This window comes from Fibrobacter sp. UWT3 (assembly GCF_900230125.1).
Lineage (GTDB): Bacteria > Fibrobacterota > Fibrobacteria > Fibrobacterales > Fibrobacteraceae > Fibrobacter.
The window spans coordinates 1,553,498-1,574,934 of the sequence record NZ_OCSS01000001.1 but is presented as its reverse complement, the minus strand read 5'-3'; the positions used below and the strand labels follow the sequence as shown (position 1 = coordinate 1,574,934).

The 21,437-nt window shown below is 54.9% G+C and carries 18 protein-coding genes; 10 read left to right on the top strand and 8 right to left on the bottom strand.

Going from position 1 to position 21,437, the window contains the following annotated elements:
• Positions 1–25: 25 nt before the first annotated feature.
• From CRO08_RS06845 to CRO08_RS06820, 6 genes are all read left to right on the top strand, one after another.
• Entirely contained in the window at positions 26–1,393 is a 1,368-nt protein-coding gene (locus CRO08_RS06845) for an aminopeptidase P family protein (RefSeq protein WP_097035560.1), read from the top strand.
• 351 nt (positions 1,394–1,744) lie between these two features.
• The gene (locus CRO08_RS06840; protein WP_097035559.1) at positions 1,745–5,170 is read left to right on the top strand and encodes an MFS transporter; all 3,426 of its coding nucleotides are present in this window, start codon (positions 1,745–1,747) and stop codon (positions 5,168–5,170) included.
• Positions 5,171–5,208: 38 nt separating this feature from the next.
• On the top strand, positions 5,209–6,093 hold the full coding sequence (locus tag CRO08_RS06835) for a hypothetical protein (RefSeq protein ID WP_097035558.1): 885 nt from the start codon (positions 5,209–5,211) through the stop codon (positions 6,091–6,093).
• Between the two features lie 29 nt (positions 6,094–6,122).
• Positions 6,123–6,692, top strand: a complete 570-nt coding sequence (locus tag CRO08_RS06830) for a hypothetical protein (RefSeq protein ID WP_141398265.1) — start codon at positions 6,123–6,125, stop codon at positions 6,690–6,692.
• A 135-nt stretch (positions 6,693–6,827) separates the two neighbouring features.
• Positions 6,828–9,047 (top strand): DUF6055 domain-containing protein, encoded by a 2,220-nt coding sequence (locus CRO08_RS06825; RefSeq protein WP_255252265.1) that lies wholly within the window; start codon positions 6,828–6,830, stop codon positions 9,045–9,047.
• A 15-nt stretch (positions 9,048–9,062) separates the two neighbouring features.
• On the top strand, positions 9,063–9,947 hold the full coding sequence (locus CRO08_RS06820) for a toxin-antitoxin system YwqK family antitoxin (protein ID WP_097035556.1): 885 nt from the start codon (positions 9,063–9,065) through the stop codon (positions 9,945–9,947).
• An 11-nt stretch (positions 9,948–9,958) separates the two neighbouring features.
• Here CRO08_RS06820 and CRO08_RS06815 read toward each other — a convergent pair whose 3' ends face one another.
• From CRO08_RS06815 to dnaA, 5 genes are all read right to left on the bottom strand, one after another.
• Positions 9,959–10,636, bottom strand: a complete 678-nt coding sequence (locus CRO08_RS06815; protein WP_097035555.1) for an N-formylglutamate amidohydrolase — start codon at positions 10,634–10,636, stop codon at positions 9,959–9,961.
• Entirely contained in the window at positions 10,636–11,865 is a 1,230-nt protein-coding gene (locus tag CRO08_RS06810; protein WP_097035554.1) for a glutamate-cysteine ligase family protein, read from the bottom strand. The genes CRO08_RS06815 and CRO08_RS06810 overlap by 1 nt, the downstream gene beginning before the upstream one ends.
• Entirely contained in the window at positions 11,865–13,370 is a 1,506-nt protein-coding gene (locus CRO08_RS06805) for a RimK family protein (RefSeq protein ID WP_072810637.1), read from the bottom strand. The genes CRO08_RS06810 and CRO08_RS06805 overlap by 1 nt, the downstream gene beginning before the upstream one ends.
• A gap of 60 nt (positions 13,371–13,430) precedes the next feature.
• Positions 13,431–14,129: a peptidase-C39 like family protein gene (locus CRO08_RS06800; protein ID WP_097035553.1), complete on the bottom strand. Its 699-nt coding sequence runs from the start codon at positions 14,127–14,129 to the stop codon at positions 13,431–13,433.
• Between the two features lie 104 nt (positions 14,130–14,233).
• Entirely contained in the window at positions 14,234–15,559 is a 1,326-nt protein-coding gene (gene dnaA / locus CRO08_RS06795) for a chromosomal replication initiator protein DnaA (RefSeq protein ID WP_097035745.1), read from the bottom strand.
• A 351-nt stretch (positions 15,560–15,910) separates the two neighbouring features.
• Here dnaA and CRO08_RS06790 point away from each other — a divergent pair, with 351 nt between their 5' ends.
• The 3 genes from CRO08_RS06790 to lspA all read left to right on the top strand — a co-directional run bounded on the left by CRO08_RS06790 (position 15,911) and on the right by lspA (position 18,402).
• Entirely contained in the window at positions 15,911–16,489 is a 579-nt protein-coding gene (locus tag CRO08_RS06790; protein ID WP_097035552.1) for a hypothetical protein, read from the top strand.
• 169 nt (positions 16,490–16,658) lie between these two features.
• Positions 16,659–17,783, top strand: coding sequence for a squalene/phytoene synthase family protein (locus CRO08_RS06785; RefSeq protein ID WP_097035551.1), 1,125 nt, complete (start codon positions 16,659–16,661; stop codon positions 17,781–17,783).
• 61 nt (positions 17,784–17,844) lie between these two features.
• Positions 17,845–18,402, top strand: a complete 558-nt coding sequence (lspA, locus tag CRO08_RS06780) for a signal peptidase II (protein WP_097035550.1) — start codon at positions 17,845–17,847, stop codon at positions 18,400–18,402.
• Here the strand turns inward: lspA and CRO08_RS06775 are convergent.
• Positions 18,399–18,797 carry a hypothetical protein gene (locus tag CRO08_RS06775; protein ID WP_141398264.1) on the bottom strand — a complete coding sequence of 133 codons (399 nt, stop codon included), beginning with the start codon at positions 18,795–18,797 and terminating at the stop codon, positions 18,399–18,401. The genes lspA and CRO08_RS06775 overlap by 4 nt on opposite strands.
• Before the next feature lie 57 nt (positions 18,798–18,854).
• Here CRO08_RS06775 and CRO08_RS06770 point away from each other — a divergent pair, with 57 nt between their 5' ends.
• The gene (locus CRO08_RS06770; RefSeq protein ID WP_139258695.1) at positions 18,855–19,067 is read left to right on the top strand and encodes a hypothetical protein; all 213 of its coding nucleotides are present in this window, start codon (positions 18,855–18,857) and stop codon (positions 19,065–19,067) included.
• Positions 19,068–19,086: 19 nt separating this feature from the next.
• Here the strand turns inward: CRO08_RS06770 and CRO08_RS06765 are convergent, their stop codons facing one another.
• The gene (locus CRO08_RS06765) at positions 19,087–19,587 is read right to left on the bottom strand and encodes a RidA family protein (protein ID WP_097035548.1); all 501 of its coding nucleotides are present in this window, start codon (positions 19,585–19,587) and stop codon (positions 19,087–19,089) included.
• A 153-nt stretch (positions 19,588–19,740) separates the two neighbouring features.
• Complete coding sequence (locus tag CRO08_RS06760; protein ID WP_097035547.1) at positions 19,741–21,435, bottom strand: sodium-dependent transporter; 1,695 nt, start codon at positions 21,433–21,435, stop codon at positions 19,741–19,743.
• Positions 21,436–21,437 lie beyond the last annotated feature (2 nt).

Genomic DNA, 21,437 nt, shown 5'->3' with positions numbered 1-21,437 from the left:
AGTGTAAAAAAGGTAAATTTTATACATGCAAACGCTCAAAAACCTCAAAAAAGTCTATTCCCAGGTGTTTATTTCGTCGCCGGATTACGATTCCAGGGCGATTTATGCCCGCCGCCGGCAGTTTATGCTCAAAAATCTCGATTCCTTCTGCATTTTTGCGGGTATGCCCCGCGATCCGGGGAGCGAGGAGGCTTTTACCGAGACCTGGACGCGCTTTGTGCAGGAACCTTCGTTCCTCTACCTTACGGGTATAAACCAGGCGGGCTGTTACCTGGTGCTGGACCCGAAAAGCAAGTCGGAAACCCTGTTTGTGCCGCGCAAGGACCCGTTCAAGGAATTCTGGGTGGGCAAGCGCCTCGGGTACCTGGAAAAGGACAGCGATGTCGCGAGACTGACGGGAATCAGGGACGTGCGGCCGGTCGAAGAATTCGATGCCGTACTCGAGAAACTGTGCAAGAAGTACGCGAAGACGGGCTTTGCCTACGCGCTCTATTTCGATACGCTCCAGGGCGACCATAACGACAGGTTCTACCGCAAGTACGGGCGTTTCATGTCGAGGTTTTCGATGAAGTTGCGGTCCGTTGCCGAACTGCACTGGAAAGACAGGCTCGTGCTCGGGCCGGAGCGCATTGCCGATGCCCGCGAGGCGCAGATGGCGACGGATGCGGCGTTTAGGGCGGTGCTCCCGAAGGTGAAAAACATGCAGAACGAGCGGGAATTGTACCTCACGCTCAACTACGAGATGCAGATGCGCAGCGATGGCGACCTTGCCTTCCCGACGATATGTGCGGGTGGCGCGAACGCTTGTTGCCTGCATTACGTGAAGAATGACGAACAAATTAACAAGGGGGAGTTGATCCTCCTGGATTTCGGCGTGCGGTACGATACCCTCCATAGCGATATATCCCGCACGATTCCTGCATCGGGCAGGTTTGACCCGCTGCAGGCGATGCTCTACCAGATTGTGCTCGATTCCGCCCGCGAGTACCAGAAGGCGGTACGGCCCGGCGTAAGCCTGCGGGAAATCGGCGGAATCCCGTGGGAATACATCATGCGCGAACTTGATACCCGCCTGGTGAAGGGAGCCAGGGGCAAGTTCAAGCTGCTCTACGACAAGCGCCCGCATGGAGTGAGCCACTTTATTGGCGAGCAGATTCACGAGGGGGCTCCGGGGTCGCGTTCGCTGGATAGCGTCCTCGAACCGGGCATGCTCATTTCGTGCGAGCCGGGGCTTTATGGCGAATTCGAGGCCACGATAGGCGGCAAGCGCTATCGCGAGAAGATTGGCATCCGTATCGAGGACGACCTGCTCATTACGAAGAACGGCTTCGAGAACATCTCTACCGCGATTCCCAGGGAAATCAAGGAAATTGAGAAATTGATGAAAGGCTAGCCCAGCAATTTCGTTTTTTCTCCAAAAATAAACATTCTAGATATTTGAACTGCATCGTTTAATTTCAGCAATAAACGATGCAGTTTAACGTATGGAAGGCGTCGGCCACCACCGGTCAAGGCGAGAGCCGCAGCCATACTGGTATGGCTATGGCCGAGCCGTAGGGTTGGCGCTTGCGCCAGGATGGGGAGGGTGCAGGGAGGGGCCCGTGCGGCCTTCGCAACTCCGAGCGGGGGCCCCTCCCGCGTGTTTTTCTTACCTGACTTTTAGTGCCCTTTTTAGAAAGTGCGGGCTACTTTTCTAGATTTGGGGCAGTCTTAATTAATAAGGCTGACATACAGGGAATTAAAAATGTGGAAAGCTAAAGGCTCCGTCCGTTATTTTTTATCAATTCTAGCAACGGCGTTTGTGCAGATGGGCGTGTTCATCTATGCCCAGAAAATCCTCTCGGGTTCATTTTCCAATGCGGAGAGCGGCCAGACCTGGCAGACGTTCATGCTCCAGATTTTCTTCGTTGCGCCCTTCGTGCTGATGATCTGGCCGGCGGGGTTCTTCACGAGCCGGTTCTCCAAGAACAAGGTGCTTGCGTGGTCCTCGCTCCTTATGACCCTGTTTGTGACGGCGCAGGCGGTGCTTGTGACCTGCGACTGCCCGCGAGTCGCCTTCTGGCTTGCCATTGGCCTGTCGTCGGGATTTGCTGTCCACAGTGCCGCTAAGTACGCCATTATCCGCGAGATGTTTGGCGTCCATAACCTGAGTTACGCGAACGCTTTCTTGCAGATTTTCTCCCTGATTGGCATAATTGCCTCGAGCTGGCTTGCCATTGTTGGCGTGAACCTTATCGACCTTCAGGCGCTCGTGCGCTATGAGGCGGTCGGGGCCATTATTTCGAAGTCGGTTGTGATTCCCTGGATTCTCGTTACGGTGAGCGTGCTCGGTACGGTCGCTAGTTTCCTTATCCCGAAGGTCAAGTACAACGACAAGAATATCAAGTTCTCCGTAGCCCGTCGCCGCCTGAGCTTTGGCTGGCGTCATCGCACGCTACGTGCCTCCATTATCGCGCTCTCGATGTTCTGGGCTCTTGCCCAGGTGTTCCTGCTTGTGTTCCAGGATGTTTCGGGTTCGCAGACAGTCAACACCATGCAGAACTACCTTGCGTTTGCTGTTGTGGGCCTCGTGGTGGGGTCTATCATTGCGGCACATAACTCGAAGGACTTCATCGAGACGGGCTTTGTGCCGCTCGGCATGATAGGTGCTTCGCTCTGCATGTTCCTTATCCCGTTCTTCGTGCATCCGGTGGCGCTTTCTATCCTCTACACGGCAATCGGTATCTTCGGTGGCATGTTCCTCGTTCCGGTGAATGCGCTCTTGCAGTACAACACCCGTCCCAACAATTCGGGCTGGGTCATTGCGCTCGCGAACATGATACAGGCTCTTGTGCTCGTGGTGTTCCTGTTCATCTATTCCTCGCTGGTCCGCTACACGTCTCTTGAACCGCCGTATTACTTTATCGGCCTCGCGCTCATTTCGGTGGGCGTGTTCTACTGGTCTATCTTGAACCTTCCGCAGGCGCTTGTCCGCTCGCTGTTGCGCCTGGTGTTCAGCCGTTACAAGATTCGCGTGCTCAACGTGGGCAATATCCCGAACGACGGTCCGGTGCTCCTGGTCGGTAACCACCACAGTTTTATTGACTGGGCTATGGTGCAGATGGCCTGCCCGCGCCCGCTGTGCATCGCTAGCAACAAGGACCATTTCGAGAAGTGGTACCTGCGCTCCATGCTCAAGCGCTTGGGGAGCATCCGTATCGATAACCGCCACCCCGAAGACGCCATGAAGAAGATTCACGAGAAGCTCATGGCGGGCCACGCGGTAGTGATTTTCCCGACGGGCGAGGTTGCCCGTTCCCCGCACGTTGAACCGTTCAGCATCGACTACTCGAAGGCGGTAGAGGGCACCGACGCTCAGGTCGTGCCGTTCTACATCCAGGGCCTGTGGGGCTCCAACTACAGTTATAGCGGTTCCAACATGTACGGCGCCTCGGCAGAACGTACCGTGACCGTCGCGTTTGGCGAGCCCATTCCCGCAACTACACCGGCAAACGAGGTCCGCACCATCATCCGCAACATTTCCATAAGCGCTTGGAACTATGCGGTCTCGTTCGTGAAGCCTATCGGCGACAGCTGGATTCGCACCTACAAGAAGTACGTGAAGCACGGCCCTGCCATATACAATCCCGATGGCGGGCACTTCTCCGGCTTCAAGCTGATGGGCGCGGTTATCGCGTTCAGCAGGCACCTGAAGAAGATTCTTGGCCCCGACGAGAAGAACGTGGGCATCATGTTGCCGCCTTCTCCGGCAGGCGTCATCGTGAACCTCGCTCTCTGGCTCTTGGGCAAGACGAACGTGAACCTGAACTACACCTCCTCTGTGGACAACGTAAAGTTCTGCGCCGCCCGCGCTGACGTGAAGACGGTGATTACGAGCAGGCAGTTCGTGGAAAAGCTCAAGATGCGCGGGAACGACTACTCGCAGATTGCAAGCGACAAGCTCCGCATTTTCTATGCGGAAGACTTCATGAAGGTTATCCCGAAGGCGAAGATTGCGTTCTTTATCGTGTTCTGCATCGTTTCTCCGTGCTGGCTCATCAAGCTCCTGTTCCGCAAGCGCGTCAAGCAGGATGACATTGCGGCCATCATGTTCAGCTCGGGTTCCGAGGGAACCCCGAAGGGCGTGATGCTGAGCCACAGGAACCTCATGGGCAACATCCAGCAGCTTGCCTGTATTTTCAATGTGACCCGTGCCGACGTGATGCTTTCGGAACTCCCGCTGTTCCATAGCTTTGGCCTTACGGTGACAACGCTTTTGAACCTCACGGAAGGCTGCCCGATTGTGACGGTGGCCGATCCGACCGACGTGAAGACGATGGCCCGCGTTTGTGCGGAATTCCGCGTGACTGCGTTCGTGGCGACCCCGACGTTCTTGCGTGCGTTTACGATTAGCCGCTACGTGCACCCGATGGCGCTCAAGTACGTGCGCCTGATTATCGCCGGTGCTGAAGCCCTGCGCCCCGAACTTGCGACCGCGTTCCGCCTCAAGTTCGGCAAGGAAATCTACGAGGGCTACGGCTGTACCGAAACGGCCCCGGTGGCAAGTATCAATACCGAGAACAACCTGCATAGCGACTACATGACCATGCAGGTGAACAACAAGCCGGGTACGGTGGGCATGGCGCTCCCGGGCTCGCAGTTCCTGATTGTGGACCCCGATACGAACGAGCCGCTGCCTACGGGCGAGGCGGGCATGATCCTTATCGGTGGTTGCCAGGTGATGGTGGGCTACCTCAAGGACGAGGAACGCACCAAGAGCGTGATTACGATGATTAACGGCAAGCGCTACTACCGCACGGGCGACAAGGGCTTCCTCGACGAGGACGGCTTCCTCACGATTGTGGACCGCTACAGCCGATTTGCCAAGCTCGGTGGCGAGATGGTTAGCCTCGGTGCCGTGGAAAAGAAGATTCAGGATACGCCGGTGCTCGAGGGCTGCGACTACGTGGTGACCTCGATTCCGGATTCCGCGAAGGGCGAGAAGATTGTGCTCCTTTACCAGGGTGATAAGGACCCGAAGGAAGTGCTTTCTGAACTGCGTGCGACCGGGTTCCCGCCGATTATGCTGCCTGCGGTGGCGTATGCAGTGGAAAAGGTGCCGAAGCTCGGTACCGGCAAGGCTGACTTTACGACCGCGAAGAAACTCGCGAAAGAACTGGCGGGTAAATAATTGATAATTGATAATTGATGATTGATGATTAATTGTTGATGATTGATAATGCGAAAAATACGGGTTTGACTCCGGTACGGACGGCGCGGCTGATTGCCTGCGTGATAGCGCTTGTGGGCATGGTGTTCTTGTTTATTGAACGCGCCCTCTCGGCAATACTCGTGATGGCTACCGACGGTGTAAAGCTCGGGCTTGCCCGCTACAACAACTTCACCGGGCGTTTCGCCTCGCAGAACTTTGCCGAGGACAAACAGCTTCTATCGCTCCTTAAGGAGGTTCAGGGCTTGCTTCCGTCTGCCGAAAGCGCCCTGGCCGTATTCATGGTGATAGCGATTGTCCTGCTTGTAATCGCGGCGCTGGGGCTTGCCTTGCCCAAGCAGTTCGTGCATGTCCTTGTGGCGCTCAGGCTGCTCAAGTGGGAAACGGGCGAGGCCGTTCCGGAGGAATCGGGCGAATCCCTGCGCGAAATTCTCGCGAAGGTGGGGAATGTCCCGCTCAAGAAGATTGCCCTGCCGGTTGCTGTCATGGTGGCGGTTGTGGTTGCTTTTTTTGCGGTGCGCAGCTGCCACGAGACGGTGAAGGCCGCGTCGGTTTCCGATTCCATCGCGGAAATGCAGCAGAAGGCCGTCGAGTACATGGAAGCCCAGAAGGCGTTTTACGCGAAGAGCAAGGCGATTGGCAATGCGGCGGCCCTGCAGGTTCCCGACTCGCTCTCGACAAGTGCATTTGACTACAAGGTAACGGGCGGCCGCTTTACTGCGGTTTCGAAGGTCCTGCTGGAAAATTGCCCCGCGGGGAGCAAGTGGAGCGTGAGCGCTTCTACGAAGGGGTTCTTCGAGAAGGAACTCGTGCTGTACCGCAGCGCCCCGAAGGACAGCGCCTGCGCGAAGCTCACGCCCGACTTCAAGAAACTGGGGCGCTAGGTTTCTGCACGGACAGGCTTGAACTGCGTATGATTCGTTTACTGCTGCTCTGTCTATTCTTGCTGGGGTGTTATTCGGCTCATACTGATTACATGTATGGGGAATTTCCCATTGACGATGAGTCTCGCGCTGACCTTGACGATGATTTTGCTCGATATCTGAAATATTATTCGGAACTGGATTCGTCGCTGGACGGTTATTACCTGGTTTATTCCCGTAATTGGGATGCTGTCGATGTAGGCAGTGAATTTCTTTTCTTTTTTGACAATAGCGATTCTATAACACTGTGTCCGTTTCGCCTTCGTTGTCAAAAGTATGGATTCAATAAAGGAGACTTTCCGACAGAAGACCTAGAGAGGGCTCGGCCCTTATTCCCCCAAGGGAGCGGCGATGTTGCCAGCAGGATATACGGCTATAGAAAGGAATCAGGAAAAAAGCGGTATTATAAACTGTACCAAATGGATGCCTGCCATGGAGGTTCCGCTTGCGCGGAAAAATGGAAAAATTCCATACAGGAAAATGCAGAGCAATACGATTTGAACGGCAGACTTCTAAAAAGTTTTGAGCAAATAGTATCAACCCTATATGAGGGTAAGTAGTTTCTGCACGGATTTTACACGCTTTTGGGCCCGGAATAATCCGGAGCCCTTCTTTTTTTGCGAAAAAAGGATAAATTCAGTAGTAGCCGGCGCGGGTGTGTCGGGATTTTTGTGCGGTATTAATTGGAGTACGCAATGAAATTGAACAGGATGTTGGTTGGGTTTGCCGTGGCGGGGTTGGTTTCGAACGCCGCGGCCATCGAGTGGGTAAACCAGTGCGCAAGCAACGGCTTTACGCTGATTGCCGAATCGGAGCATTTCGAAGTCTGCAAGAAGCCCAAGACGGATGACGGGCAGGCAAACAACGTGTCTATCCCTACGGCGGATGCGCAGGGCGTGCTACAGTCGCTCGAGAAGGTGTTTTCGTTCTACATCGATTCGCTCGGCTGGATGCTTCCGTTCCCGAAGAGCCCGGATAAGAAACTCAAGAGCAACATCTACGTGTTCGACAACTCCGTGATGGCTGCGCTCTACGGCGGGCAGGACTACGTGAAGGGCCTGAATGGCGAATACGGGCCCGGCATGTGGATTGGTGTGGGCTCCCTCAAGGATTACTGGGGGACATCGCACGAGTTTGCGCACGGCCTGCAGGGAGTGGCGGGCTGGATGGGCAACAACAGCCATTCGGGCTGGTTTGCGGAATGCCATGCGAACTGGATGGCGCACCAGTACAACCCGAATGATGCCCACTGTGCGGAATACCTCATCAACTACCCGTTCCTCTACTACGGCTCTACGCGTGACCGTTATTGCAACTGGCAGTTCTTCGAGCACCTCAAGGAGGAATTCGGTGGCGGTAACAAGGGCGCGCACGAGGTAAACCGTATATGGATGGAATCCATCCGCGATGGGGAAGCCGGCCGCATGGAACAGACGCCCTTTACCGCGATGATGATGGTGTACGGATGGACGCTCGACAGCCTGAACCAGCAATTCGGCAAGTTTGCGATGAAGAACGCGACGCTCGAGTACGCTCCCGCGAAGAAGACCTTGTACAAGAAGTCGTGGGGCGATTACGAGTTCGCGACCCGCCGTGACGCCTCGGGCTGGGGCGACAACTACCGCAGGCATACGCGCGTGACCATGCTGAACAAGATGGAATGTGCGGCGGGCGAGGAGTGCGCGGACCGCTACATTTCGCCAAGCTACTGGGCGCCGCAGCGCTGGGGCTATAACCTCGTTCGCATCTACCCCGAAAAGGCGGGGAAGGTCACGGTCAAGTTCCGCGGAATCGTGCAGGACAAGCCGACCGTGAACGGTTACACCTGTTTTGGCGACAATACGGATTACTACATGGGCAAGACGTACAGGTGGTGCAACTACGCGCCGGATAAGCTGCCGGATCCGGCTTCGGGCTGGACGGTAGGCCTTGTGGCGGAGGGCAGTGACGGAACGCCGCGCTACAGCGAGATGAAGCATGGCACGGGATTCAACCTGGAAATCGAGACGAAGGATAGCGACAAGGCATTGTGGCTGGCTGTTACCGCAACGCCGACCGAGATGCAGACGATTCTTTGGGACCAGTTCTACTACAGCATTTTCCGCTACCCGTACATGATCGAAGTAGAAAACGGCGCTCCCGAGGGTTACAACAAGGATTTCTGGAAGCCCGCGAATGCGAGCGGCTACAAGCAGCATAGCAACGGCGGCGGCCTCGTGAGCAGCAAGGCGAAAGTCGATGCGAGCGTATATGTGGGCCCCGATGCAGTCGTGAACGGCGGAACGATTTCGGGGAACGCGCGAATCGAGGATTTCGCGGTCATTAACGGCGGGACGATTAGCGGGAACGCGACTGTCCGCGGGCGTGCGCTCGTAACCGCAGGCACAATCTCCGACGATGCCGTGCTGGAAGAAGATGCGTGGCTCGTGAGTGGCACGATTAGCGGGCACGCGAAGGTGGGGGCGATTTCGATTATCGTGAACACCACCGTGACGGACTACGCGCAGGTCTATGGCGTGATGTGGGCGGTAAACGGCAAGAAACTTTCTGGCACGGCTCAGCTTCGTGGCGACCTCGAGAACAACTTCACGAAGGAACTTACGAAGGGCGTGTTCTATGGCATGGTCGATGACGGCATGCTGAATAACGCGAACTACGGTGCAAACCTCACGACGCCCCCGACCGATGCGACTGCGAGCATCGAGGATGCGGAGTGGTACACGGTCGCTGACGATTCTACGTCGGTAGGCCCCGGGGACGATTCGACGACGATTAATCCGGTTCTTACGGGCAAGCGTGCTATGGATTCGCAGAAACCGCGACTCTACTTTGACTCGAAGGAACAGTCCCTGTTTGTCCGCGTCAAGAAAAACGGACGCGAATACCGTTACCGCGTGAGCGGCAGATTAAATTGATTTATATTTATCCTGATGGTAAAATCAGGAACATTTGTAAAGCTTTTTGCTTTTTTGTTGGGTTCATTTTCGCTCTCGTTTTCTTGCGATGGCCGCTCTGCGTGCGAAGGCGGCTGTGCCATTTTCCTCAATGCCCTCGATTTGAGAAATAATCCGCAGATGGAGGAATTGTTTGCGTCTATTGACGATTCCCTGTATGCGAGAAAAGTCAATAATGAGTTTCAAAAGTTGGAACTGGCAGGGTTGTGCGGGTGCGATCCTGGTGGATTTTTTCTGGAGTCCCGTCACAAGGATTTGATGGATTCCGGTTGGGCCCTAAACTGGTGCGGAAATCCTGATTCTATTGTTAATTTCAATGATTATAGTATGGGAATAAATAAATCTGTGGTGCGAAGTAATTCAGTCTTGTCGCATAATATAAGCGCGCTGAAAAAGTTTATCATGGATAACGGTTGTCCTATTGATTCCGTCTATGAAATTACTTCAGACGATTTGAAGCCTGAAAATGCTAAAAAGGGAATTTATGTTACCGATTTGAATATTCGTGATAGAGATGTTGTCGTTCCCGCTTACGTACAGGTCTTGAAAGCGTATCATTCAAACGGAAAACTTGCGAATAAAATTCAATTTAAGAATGGTAAACGCAATGGAACGGATTTCTGGTATTACCCAACAGGGAAGAAATTTAGAATAACGAATTATAAAGACGGGGTGCATCATGGAACAGAGGTAGAATACGATGAGTCCGGTCGCAAAAAATACGAGGAACCCTATAGGAAAGGGAAATTACACGGTATAAAAAGGTATTACCGTGAAAATGGACAAATTTGGGCAAAGCAGAAATTTGAGGATGGAGTGGAAATATCCTCGGAAAGGATAAATACTGACGAAGAAATGTAGCGTTGAGCAACCTACAGGAAAAACTTCTGGTTGATTTCGATTTCGAGGCCTGCGTATCGCGGGCCGAATTTTTTGCGTAGGGTGGTGGTAAGCCCGTCGGATGTGCCCTTGTACGGGTAGTTGAAACGCACCTTCATTTCAGGGTGCAGCCTGTTTATTTCGGCCTTGATGACCTGCGCGAGTTTGCGTTCGGCAGGGCGGCTCGGGTCGTATAGGATTCCGATGTCGGTATTGCGTTTTTTACCGTTCAATACGGGCGTAAAACTGTGGATTCCAAGGTGAACGATGCTTGTCGCGGATTTTGCAACACGCTTCGGCTGGCTCAGCGAACTTGCGACGAATTTTTCGATGTTCTCGCGATACTCCATCCAGTAGGCGGTGGCTTGCGCTTTCGCCTTTTCTGCCGCACTCCTGTCGCGAGCTTCGAACTGTTTGTAGTAATCGCTGAATGCACTCTTGTTTGTAATGGTGCGGTTCAAATCCACGAACAGGCGCGAGAATTTCCCTTCGCAGTGGAATTCGGGCTTGGCGAATTTCACCAGCTTGCGGAAGATGGCGAGTGCCCCGATGTCGTAGGCACGATGCGTCTCTAGGACGCCTGCCGGTACGGCGTTTCGGAAGGCTGCGGGCAACTTGTTGCTCGCGTGCTCGCAAGTGAGGATAAGGATTTCGCGCGCGTCCTGTTTCATCAATCAATTCCGTACAGTCTATTCTCTGCGAGGCAGTGGGCGAGCCGGCCGTATTCGTACACGAAGTCGTCCCGGTCGGGGTCTGCACCAACGTTCTTCACGAGGGTGCTGGCGAGCGTGCCACGTCTGAACATTTTGGCGAGCAGTTCCTGCGAGTGCGTGCTAATCTTGCTCTTTACCTTGTCCGTTATTTTATGGACAAGTTCACCTGCGGTGATTTCGCTTGCGTCAATCCCCCAGATTTTCAGGTAGTCGCGGTCGCTAATCACCGTCTTTTCTGCAGAATGCGTGGTGGCAAGCAGGATTTTTGCAAGAGCGTCCGTATCGAGCGCACGGATTTCATTTTCGCTTGCGAATGCGCCTTCTACAAGCCCTTTGAGTACGGCAACTTCCCATTCGGCAATCGCGATGTCTGCATCGGGGCATTCCTGGATATCGACCAGGCGGATTTCTATGGCTCCTCGGTCGAAGCGGGCGATGGCTCCGCGGCTATTCAAGAAGAAATGGTTCAGCAGGTGCTCGGGATCGTATGGCGCGATATCCGCCTTCACGCGGTTGAAAATCTGCTCCTCGTAATCCTTGTAGGTAAATACCGCTTCGGGAATTACCTTGCCCGTAATGCTCGGAATCTTCTCCTGGTTGTGGCGGTAGGTTTCTATGCGTCCGTCCAGGTAACCGCAGTACTTGCTGTCCAAAAACGGGCTGGAGGCCGCTACTGCGGGAATCAGCGGCAACAGTGCGCGGATGGCTGCGTGCAATTTGCCGAATTCCTCGTCGCCATTGAAGGAGAGGTTGATGTGGGTGGATTGCAGGTTCGCCCAGCCGTGCCCCTTGCAGTTGAAAATGCGGTCGTATGCCTGGTAGATATCAAGGCAGTCGTAGGGCCAGAGCTGCATTACGGCGGGGTCCATGAAGGGGTGCGCCGCCGTGGGCAAAAGCATTGCGTTGATGCTCTTGAGCGTCTCGTTCGCCTTCACGATTTCGTGATGGAATGTCTTGCCCAGGTGTTTGAGGCTATCGACGGGTTCTGCGCACTTGAATTCCAGCACGTGGCTCACGAGCTCGTTCGAAAGCCCGATGGGGCCGTGTTCCACGTCCGAGAGCTGCTCGCCGTTCTTGTCTTTTCCGAGGGCCACGTCCGCACGCGGGAGCACATCGAGCGTGTTCCTGTCCACGATCATGTATTCCATCTCGATGCCGTAACGTTGCCAAAGTTTGTAGTTGGCCATCAGAACCATTCCTTCTCGTGCATTTGCAGTTTATGCTGGGCGGCGTTCATGCGTTCTTCGATGCGGTGGCGCAGTGACCTCATCACGGCGAGGTAGACCTTGCTCTTGCCAACGCCATCTTCAATGCCCGCGTCAATACTCGGGTTGTCGTTCACTTCAATCACAATCGGGTGGCCGTGCCATTCCTTCAGGTCGACACCATAGAGGCCGTTGCCGATGAGGCTGCAGATCTTGAGGGCGGTTTTTACGATTCCGTGCGGCACCATCTCGATGGGGATGCTTTCGCACTTACCCGAAAATTCTTCGCTTTGCTTGTCGTTGCTTTCCCAGTTGTAGATTTGCCAGTGGCCCTTCGCCATGTGGTATTTGCAGGCGTAAAGCGGCTTGCCGTCGAGCACTCCCACGCGCCAGTCGAATTCCGTCGGGGTGAACTCCTGCGCAATCAGCAGGTCGCTGTGCTCGAACATCTCGTCCAGAATCTGCTCGAGTTCTTCCTTGTTGGTCGCCTTCTTCACGCCCATTGAAAAGCTCGAATCCGGCGACTTGATGACCATCGGGAACCCGATTTCTTTGGCGAGCGTGTGGCGGTTTTCTGCATGCGCGATAATCGTCTTGGGCGAGTGTATTTTTGCCGCCTGCATCAGTTCTTGCAGGTACACCTTGTTGGAGCAGCGCAATATGCTGTCCGGGTCGTCGATGACGGCGATGCCCAGCGACTGTGCGCGGCGTGCAAAACTGTAGGTGTAGTGGTTCACGTTTGTCGTCTCGCGGATAAACAGCGCGTCGAATTCGCCCACGCGCGGGTAATCCTTGCGGGTAATCATCTCCACGCGGAATCCCGTATCTTCCGCCGCCTTCACAAAGTGCTGTATGGCTTCCGCATTGCTCGGCGGCTCCACTTCGTCCGGGTTCGTGAGGATGGCGAGGTCGTACAGGTAATCCTCTTCCTTGCTCGAGGCGTAGCGGGTCTTCTCGAAGTATTCCTGCGCGAACTTGTCCACGAATTCCATGTGCGATTCGGGAATCTCGTCCACGCAAATCGGGCGGATGCTCTGGATGAACCACTTCTGCTTGAACACGAATTTCGCGCGCAGGAGCGGGGCCTGGAACAGGCGGTAGAGTTCCTGTGAAAGTTCTAGGTATTGCGGGCTCACGTTCTGCCCGAAGTATATCGAGAGCACGAATTCTGTGCCGGTAAGCTTGTGCAGGCTCTTCTGAATCAGGTTATCGATTTCGTCGGAGATGTGCTTGATTACGGCCGGGGCCTTGAAATCGCGCATATTCTTGACGCCCGGGATAACCTTGTGCCCGCGGGCCTCGGCCAAAAGCGACACGTAGTAGCCCTTGCTCTGGTAACTGTAATCGCGGCAAAGGTTGAATACGCGCAGGTTGCGCTCGTTCGTGTACTTGCTAGAAATCAGGTAGTCCTGTGCCGAGATGATGTCTATGCCCGGAACGTGTAACTTCCAGTGCTTGGGATTGTTTACAACTATAAGTTTCTTCATGATTATTCAAATTGTCATTCCCGGCGCCTGTCCTCGCTTGACGGGGACGACCGGGAATCTTTATTTCTTATTCTCTATAACTAAAACGTTCCCGTCGTAGGTCATCACGCCGAGCAAGATGCTGTGGAGCAGGCGGAACTTGTCCACCTTGTAGTATGGCGTCTTGTGTAACGGATTGGTGCCGTCGGGGTCGGCCACCATGAACTGATTCTTTTCGTCGATGCCGTACACCACGACGAAATGCCCCATGGGCTCGCCGTGGATGTCGTCGAATACGGACTTGTCGTCCTTGCCGGTGAATTCCCGCATGCTGCGGTACAGGTAGGTGGCCGAAAGCCCGCAGAGCACGGGAACGCCCTTCTTGAAGTACTTCTCGAACATGGCTGCACGCAGATCCTCGAATGCAACCTTGCCGCCCAGGTCGATAAAGCGGATGTACGCCTCGATGGCCTTGCGGAGCTTGGGCGCGTGCTTTGCCTTGTGCAGCAGTTCTAACTTTGCCTTCAGTTCCGGCATGCTGAGCGTGCTCCACGTGGGGTCGAGTAGCGTCAGGTTGTACGAATGTAGCGTGACCTTGAAACCGCGCTTGAGTGCATCGATGCCGAGGAACACGCCGAGCGTTCCGCCGTCTTCCAAAAATTCAATTTCAGAAATCAGTTGTTTTAAAGAAATCTTGTAGCCGAGGTGGTTGTAGACCGCCTGGAGGCTGGTCGGCCCGCACGTTACGTCATCGGGCTGCTGTAGAATCTTGATGTCCATCGTATTGCCTTTATATGCCTTTTAAGCCGGAGGTTTATCCGTTCTCGTCTGGCGGCTGTCGGGATGTTTTCCCGGGTCGTCGATGGGTGTGTCAAATATAAAAATTAGTCGTGGATGGCGTTCTTGAGGCCTTCGATAAGGCGAGCAAAAGCGGCATCCGTCTCCATCTCCTTCTTGACGCTCTTGATGGCGTGAACCACGGTGGAGTGGTCCTTGCCGCCAAAGCGAGAGCCGATGCTCTGCAGGCTGATGGAGGAACATTCGCGCATGAGATACATCGCGACCTGGCGGGCCTTGGAAATTTCCTTGGTGCCGCGGCCGGGTTCGGTGAGTTTGGCCTCGGGAACCTCGTAGTGCTGCGACACCGTGTGGAGAACGGCGTCGAGGCTTACGCGGCGGCGGAGAGTCGGGGCGATTTCTGCCGCGACCTTCTGCGCGATGCTCATGTCGATATCGTGGTTCATCAGGCTCGACTGCAAGGTGAGCTTGATGATGGCGCTTTCGAGGCAGCGTACGTTGCTTGCAATCTTTTCGGCGAGGAAGTGCAGCACCTCGTCGCTAATTTCGAGGTGGCGTTCTTCGGCCTTCTTGTGGAGAATTGCTTCGCGGGTTTCCACGTCGGGCGGCTGGATGTCCACAGTAAGGCCCCAGGAGAAGCGGCTCACGAGGCGGTCGGAGAGGTTCTTCACTTCGCCCGCGGGTGCATCGGAGGTGAGCACGATCTGCTTGCCGGCCTGGTGCAGCGCGTTGAATATGAGGAAGAACTCGTTCTGCGTCTCGTATTTGCCGGTCCAGTTCTGGATATCGTCGATGAGGAGAATGTCCACCTCGTTACGGTAGAAGTCGCTCATCTCGGTCACGCGACCGTCACGCAGGCACTTCATGTACTGCTGCGAAAAGTCTTCGCTGGTAAGGTAGCACACGCGCTTGTTCGGGTCTTCCTCGAGCACGTAGTTGCCGATGGCCTGCAGCAGGTGAGTCTTGCCGAGGCCCGAAGAACCGTAGATGAACAGCGGGTTGTACTGCGAGCCGTCGGGGGTCTTTGCGACAGCAATTGCCGCATTAAATGCAAGTTGCGCCTTGTCGCCGGGCACAAAGTTCTCGAAGCGGAAACTGGGGGAGAGGGGCACGCTCGGCTTGAGGAAATCCCTGAAACTGTTGTCGGTCTCGGTGGCTGCCTTCGGGGCTACTTCCTGCGGCTGGAACTCGAATTCCATGGGAGTCTCGCTGTGGGTCGCTTCCTTCCAGCCGAGCTTGATGAGTTCCTTGTATGCGGCATAGACCTTAGTATCCAGTCCGGGCTGCACCGAAATGACGGCGTGACCGGTGGTCTGGTTTACCATCTTGGTCTGGGCGAAATAAGTCTTATAGACGGAATCGGAGAGCATTCCGCGCAGGTAGTTCAGGCATCTTTCCCATTCGACTTGCATAACGCGTTCTATCCCTTGTCCGGCAGTTTCCGGGACACGAAAATCTATCAACAGTTGGACTCTAAATTTATAAAAAATATGCTTTGATGTTGATAAGTCTGGCGAGGTGACCCTGAAAAAGGCCTTTTTCGAGGTCGGACCGGCACCGTAAGTCCTTGATACACCGTAAGTTATGAATTCCGGCGTGCGGTGGGCAGCTCGACCCGCCTTCCGGGCCTGGAAACTCCCCGAAAAACGGCATTTTGTACAAACTAACGGACTGCTTTGGCACGCGCCGGCGGTTTTGGCCCGATTCTCTGCCAGCCTGTTTTGGGCCTTGTTTTTTGCCGAAATTTCTATATTTGAGCCCGTATGGAATACCTTGATAAACTTGATTACGTGATATGGCTGCCCCTTTTGCTGTGGGTGGCTCTCTATTTTTGGTTCTGGCGTTTCTCGTACCCGCTTTTTATGCATAAGATGGTCAAGAAGGGGCAAAGATGGGCGTATGTCTCGGGCTCGTCTGCCGAAATCCATTCCCGTAAGGCGAAGCTCCGTCTGCTGAATTTCGTGTTCTCGCTCGTTGCCTCGGTCGCGCTCTCGGTGAGCGTATGCTGGCTGTTCCGCAGGTTCGGCATTTGCGAGCCGGTCTACGGCCTTGTGGCGATTGCCCCGGCGATGATTCTGGCTGCAGTGCTCTACAGTATAGCGATGGGCAGGATTGCCGCGATGTTCACCTCCGCATATTTCTTGGAATACCGCAAGGTGCGCTATGAGACGGAAAGCAAGGGCACGTTCATGAGCGAGCCCGATATCCACAACCGTACTATCTGGAGTTACAACAAGAAGCTCCGCCATGCGCAGGAACACAGGCGCTTTTGGAAGTACGTGAGTGCGATGGCGAAGACGAAGAAGATTCCGCCCGATGTCTACGCCGAGACGATGTACTAGTTTTGGCGCGAATGTCGAAGGGTGACGGACAAAAGGGTGATTAGGATTTTATAACTTTATGTACAAGGTCAATAGTCATTAGTCAATGGTCATTAGTTTTTTTCACGGTAATGCCGCCTGACTTCAACTAATAACTAATGACTAACATCTAATAACTAGTAACTAGAAAATGGCGAATATACTTGATTCACTTGGAATGGGCGAGGATGTGCTCGAAGGCAAGAAGGCGTGGCTTTACGCCGAGGAAATCCTGCTGCACGTTTCGCGTACGTTCGCGCTCAATATCAATGTGCTCAAGGGACGGCTCCACAAGAGCATCCTGCTTGCGTACCTGTACCTGCGCATAGCCGATACGGTGGAAGACGACCCCGACATGAAGGCCTCCGAGAAGGAGGTGCTGCTCGGGAAATTCGCCGAGATTTTTAGGACCGCCGATTTGCCCGATGGGGCGATTGCCGCGTTCGAGGATGCGCTCCCCGAAAGCTGGCGCAAGTCCGACCACCCGTACATGAACCTGTGCCTGCATACGCACGTGGTGGTGCCGCTCCTGAAGGAACTGCCCGAGGTCTATGCCGCCCCCGTGCGCGCCGTGACTATCGAGATGTGCCATGGCATGGCGAAGTTTGCGCTTAGGCAGGAGGCTGCGCTCTCTTCCGGCTGGTTCACGCTCGAGAGTGTCGCCGACCTGGACGAGTACTGCTATTACGTTGCTGGCATTGTCGGGAAGCTGCTCACGAACCTGTTTGCGGCAGATACCTGCCTGATTGGCGATGCGCGCAAGGCCGAGATGCAAAAACTTGACGTGAGTTTCGGGCTTGCGCTCCAGGTGGCGAACATCGTGAAGGACTGCATGGAGGATTCGACCCGCAGGGTGTGCTTTGTGCCCGAAGAGATTTGCCACCGCCACGGCTTCGAGCATTCCTACGACATGTTCAACTTGCCGGTAGGGGTAGCAGACGAGGTGCGGGCCGATTTCGAGGCACGCCGTGCCGCCGTGATGGAAGAACTCGTGAAGAAGGCGTGGGGGCACCTGGACGATGCCATCGCGTACACGAAGCTCGTGCCGAACGTGAAGATGCGCACCAGACTCTTCTGCCTGTGGCCGCTCTTTATGGCTGCGGAGAACATGAAACTTATCGGCGACGGCTCGGGCCTGTTTGCCGCCGACAAGAAACAGAAGATTACCCGCGATACGGTGAAGCGCATTGTGAAGTCCACGTCGATGCATTTCTTTTCCGACCGCTGGATCGAGAGAAACTATTTGCAATTGAAAAAAGGGGTGATGTCATCCTGAGCGGAGTGCGTAGCACGAAGTCGAAGGATCTCCCTGTGAAATTAAGAGTATAAGGCAACGTATGAAGTTCTACAACAAATGGCCGTTCCATATTGCCGTAATCGTTTTTAGCATTGTGGCTGACCAGCTCACGAAACTGTGGGCGCTTGCCCGGTTCACGAACGAGACCGGCGCGCCGAACCATGACGTGATAAACATCCTCGGCGAGTTCCTGCGCTTCCAACTAGTGTTCAACAAGGGCGCCGCGTTCAGCAGCCGCCCGCAAGACCTGATGCCGTTCCTTTCGCCGACCGTATTCTTTATATTGATATCGCTTGTCGCCGTCGTAGTGATGGGCTGGTTTTACAAAAATATCGACAAGCGCGACTGGATGAGCCGCCTTGGCGTGGTGATGATTCTCGGCGGTGCGATTGGCAACTTCATCGACCGCATGCGCCTCCAGATGGTCGTGGACTTTATCGACTGCGACTTGCCCGACTTTATCATGACGCGCTTCCCGACGTTCAACGTCGCGGATTCCTTCGTCACGGTAGGTGTCGCCATCGTGATTCTTTCACCGTTTATCCTGAAAGAGATTCACAAACAAATTAAGGCAGAAAAGGAACAGGCTAAGTCCTAGAAAAGATCTTCGATCTTATACCCGAATTTCACGATTGCTCCGGATTCCCTGATCCGGAGAATTTTTTTGTGGGCGAGGCCTTCGAGAATGGCGTCGTCGATGCGTCCCTGTATCTGGTCGGGTGTGCCTTCGAAGGAAATTTCTGCGGGTTCCTGTGCGTCGTCGGGCAGCCACTCGCGGGCGGGGATTCCGGCTGCTTCCTTGATGATGGCTGCAACCCGGTAGTCGGGGTCGATTTCGAAGATTTGCTCGTAGATAAAGGTGTCGTCGTCGGGAGTGTTTGCCTTGCAGGTAAATGCGGGCTGGGTCGAAAGCCTGAGCGCCTTCGGATCGCAGACCGATACGGAGCCCTTGTAGCCTTGAGCGTTAAACCATTCCCAGACCTTGTTAATCATAATACCTTTTTCCGCAGATTGTTCTTCTTGTCCCATATTTATAATTAAATTTTGGACATGACAAGGTTAAATGTTATTTTATTGGCAATTATCGCGACCTTTTTGTGTTTCGCCTGCTCTAATCCCGAAGTAGAGAACGAAATCCGCCTGCTCGAATCGAAGAAAGTAGAACTTGAGGGCCAGATACAGGCTCTGCAGGTCCAGGTCGATTCTCTCCAGAAAGAAAACAAGAAAATGCAGGATAAACTATCCGCGCTCGACATGAACTAAGCGCGGATAGCGGGCAAGCCTAGCCAATCCAGTTCATGCGCCCAGTAAAGCGCATTTCTTCGGGGACTACCTCGAACGTGCAGCTGATTTCGACAGCCGCGTTCTTCGGGAGTGCGCTCACGCCGACCGCGGTGCGGGCATGCTTCCCGTTTTCACCGAGAATCTGGACAGCGAGTTCGCTAGCGCCGTTTAGCACGGCGGGCTGTTCGTGGAAGTCCGCGGCGGATTGCACAAAGCCCTGCATCTGCACGAGCTTGAGGGTCTCGCCGTGTTCGAGTTTTGTCATGGCGGCGGCGATGTTGTTCAGGAGGCAGATGCGGGCGGCTTCGGTAGCCTTTTCAATGGAAAGTTCGTTCGGGACGGTGCCGCAATAGGCGGAAAAATCCCCCTTTACGGAAGGAAGCTGGCCCGATACCGCAATCACGTTGCCGAAGCGCGTCGCGGGCACGTATGCGGCGAGCGGTGCGGGGCATTCGGGTAGGGTGAGCGCCAGTTCTTCGACTTTCTTCTTGATATCCATAAAGTTCTCCTGTTATTCGTGTACAAGATAACAAAAATTATTGCCTACTTGTTCTTGAACACCTTGACAAAGCAAAATACGCACAGTCCAATGATGGCCGCCCAGGACGAGAGCATAAAAACGAGTCCGCTGGTGGTGAATTCTGCATCCATGTTATGCCTCCTTCTGTGTATCGGTTTCGTCGGAATTGCCCATGGGCATCTTCTGTATGCCTGCGTTACGGCCCTGTTCTGCGGTGCCGCCCTTGCGCCATGCGTATGCGATTGCAACGTTCAGGAGCACGATGACGAGCAGCAGGAACCCGCGGAACGCCCAGGTGAAGCCCTTCTGCGGGAATTCCATACCGAGGAAGGTGACCTTCGCCGTGTCGGCGATGTTGCTGAGCGTGATAATCGGGAGGCCGTCTGTAAACGTGAACGAGATGAGCAGGATAATGAGGTATGCCGGGCAAACGTACTGGATGATGGGCCTGAAGAAGCGGGGGAGCTTTAGCTTTGCGCCCACGTTCATGAGACCGAAGGCGACGTTCTCGTTCGGGTCGTCGATGGTGTCTTCGCCCTGGTAGAACGATTCGTTCGAGATGACCGCCTTGCGGCGCCCGAGCACGAAACTGAACATGATGGCCTGGATGGCTCCGAACACGACGAGCAGGAAGGTGCCGCCCCAGAAGTCGAGTTCGTCGACCGTACCTGCGGCAAGCCCGAAGATGGCGGTGAGGCTACCGATAAACGTGATGGTGCTGATGGTCGCCACGGACTTTTTGCGGGTGAACTTGAGGTCGTCTTCGCAGAAACTGATGAGCGGCTGGATGATGGAGATGGCGCTCGTGATGCCGGCGAAGAAGAGCATCGCAAACCAGATGGTCTGCAGCAGGCCACCGAGCGGGAGCGTTCCGAACACGTAGGGCATGGTCTGGAAACCGAGCCCGAAGGTGCCGAGCTTTGCGCACTGCTCGATGTTTGCGCCCGCGATAAGCACGGCTATCGGGATGACGACCGTACCACCGATGATGATTTCGGCAAAGCCGTTCGTGGCGCTAGCGGTAAGCGAAGAAAGCGTGAGGTCTTCCTTGGGCTTGAGGTAACTTGCGTAGCAGAATATGATGCCCATGCCGAGGCTCATGGTGAAGAACACCTGGCCCGCGGCCGCCATCCACACCTTGGGGCTGGCGAGTTCGGAGAGGTTCGGGTTCCACATGAAGGCGAGACCCTTGCCGATACCGTCGAGCGTGAGCACGCGTGCCACGAGAATGAGGCCCATGATAAGGAGGATGGGCATGCATATCTTGTTTGCGCGCTCGATGCCCTTGCGCACGCCGAACGATAGCACGCCCATGTTGCAGGCGAACGTGATGAGGAAGAATATGAGGGCTACGGGAACGGGGCCCACGCAGGTCTTGAGCATGATGAAGTCGCTGAAGAACTGGGTGACCGCCTCGGGCCCGAGGGCGACCTTCTCCATGAGGGTGCCGTTGAGCGAATAGAATGCGAACGCGAGAATCCAGGACTGGATGAACACGTAGTAGAACACGATGAAGATGGGCGGCAGGAGTCCGATGGACCCGAGATGCTTGGCCCAGCCCTTCTTCTTGTGGAAAATGATGTGGAACGTGCTCGGTGCGGTGCCGTAGTTGTGGCTGCCCGCATAGCGCCCGAGGCTCCATTCCATCCACGCGAGGGGAATCCCGAGAAACACGAAAGCGATGAGGTAGGGGATGATAAAGGCGCCGCCACCGTTGGTGGCCGCCTGCACCGGGAAGCGCAAGAAGTTGCCGAGCCCGACGGCAGAACCCGCGACTGCGAGGATTACGCCCAGCTTGGAACCCCAGTTTTCACGATTGCCTTGCATTG

Bases quoted from the DNA above. Each gene is read 5' to 3' on its own strand.
- CRO08_RS06845 (WP_097035560.1), top strand. From the start codon at position 26: ATGCAAACGCTCAAAAACCTCAAAAAAGTCTATTCCCAGGTGTTTATT.
- CRO08_RS06840 (WP_097035559.1), top strand. From the start codon at position 1,745: ATGTGGAAAGCTAAAGGCTCCGTCCGTTATTTTTTATCAATTCTAGCA.
- CRO08_RS06835 (WP_097035558.1), top strand. From the start codon at position 5,209: ATGATTGATAATGCGAAAAATACGGGTTTGACTCCGGTACGGACGGCG.
- CRO08_RS06830 (WP_141398265.1), top strand. From the start codon at position 6,123: ATGATTCGTTTACTGCTGCTCTGTCTATTCTTGCTGGGGTGTTATTCG.
- CRO08_RS06825 (WP_255252265.1), top strand. From the start codon at position 6,828: ATGAAATTGAACAGGATGTTGGTTGGGTTTGCCGTGGCGGGGTTGGTT.
- CRO08_RS06820 (WP_097035556.1), top strand. From the start codon at position 9,063: ATGGTAAAATCAGGAACATTTGTAAAGCTTTTTGCTTTTTTGTTGGGT.
- CRO08_RS06815 (WP_097035555.1), bottom strand. From the start codon at position 10,636: ATGAAACAGGACGCGCGCGAAATCCTTATCCTCACTTGCGAGCACGCG.
- CRO08_RS06810 (WP_097035554.1), bottom strand. From the start codon at position 11,865: ATGGCCAACTACAAACTTTGGCAACGTTACGGCATCGAGATGGAATAC.
- CRO08_RS06805 (WP_072810637.1), bottom strand. From the start codon at position 13,370: ATGAAGAAACTTATAGTTGTAAACAATCCCAAGCACTGGAAGTTACAC.
- CRO08_RS06800 (WP_097035553.1), bottom strand. From the start codon at position 14,129: ATGGACATCAAGATTCTACAGCAGCCCGATGACGTAACGTGCGGGCCG.
- dnaA (WP_097035745.1), bottom strand. From the start codon at position 15,559: ATGCAAGTCGAATGGGAAAGATGCCTGAACTACCTGCGCGGAATGCTC.
- CRO08_RS06790 (WP_097035552.1), top strand. From the start codon at position 15,911: ATGGAATACCTTGATAAACTTGATTACGTGATATGGCTGCCCCTTTTG.
- CRO08_RS06785 (WP_097035551.1), top strand. From the start codon at position 16,659: ATGGCGAATATACTTGATTCACTTGGAATGGGCGAGGATGTGCTCGAA.
- lspA (WP_097035550.1), top strand. From the start codon at position 17,845: ATGAAGTTCTACAACAAATGGCCGTTCCATATTGCCGTAATCGTTTTT.
- CRO08_RS06775 (WP_141398264.1), bottom strand. From the start codon at position 18,797: ATGATTAACAAGGTCTGGGAATGGTTTAACGCTCAAGGCTACAAGGGC.
- CRO08_RS06770 (WP_139258695.1), top strand. From the start codon at position 18,855: ATGACAAGGTTAAATGTTATTTTATTGGCAATTATCGCGACCTTTTTG.
- CRO08_RS06765 (WP_097035548.1), bottom strand. From the start codon at position 19,587: ATGGATATCAAGAAGAAAGTCGAAGAACTGGCGCTCACCCTACCCGAA.
- CRO08_RS06760 (WP_097035547.1), bottom strand. From the start codon at position 21,435: ATGCAAGGCAATCGTGAAAACTGGGGTTCCAAGCTGGGCGTAATCCTC.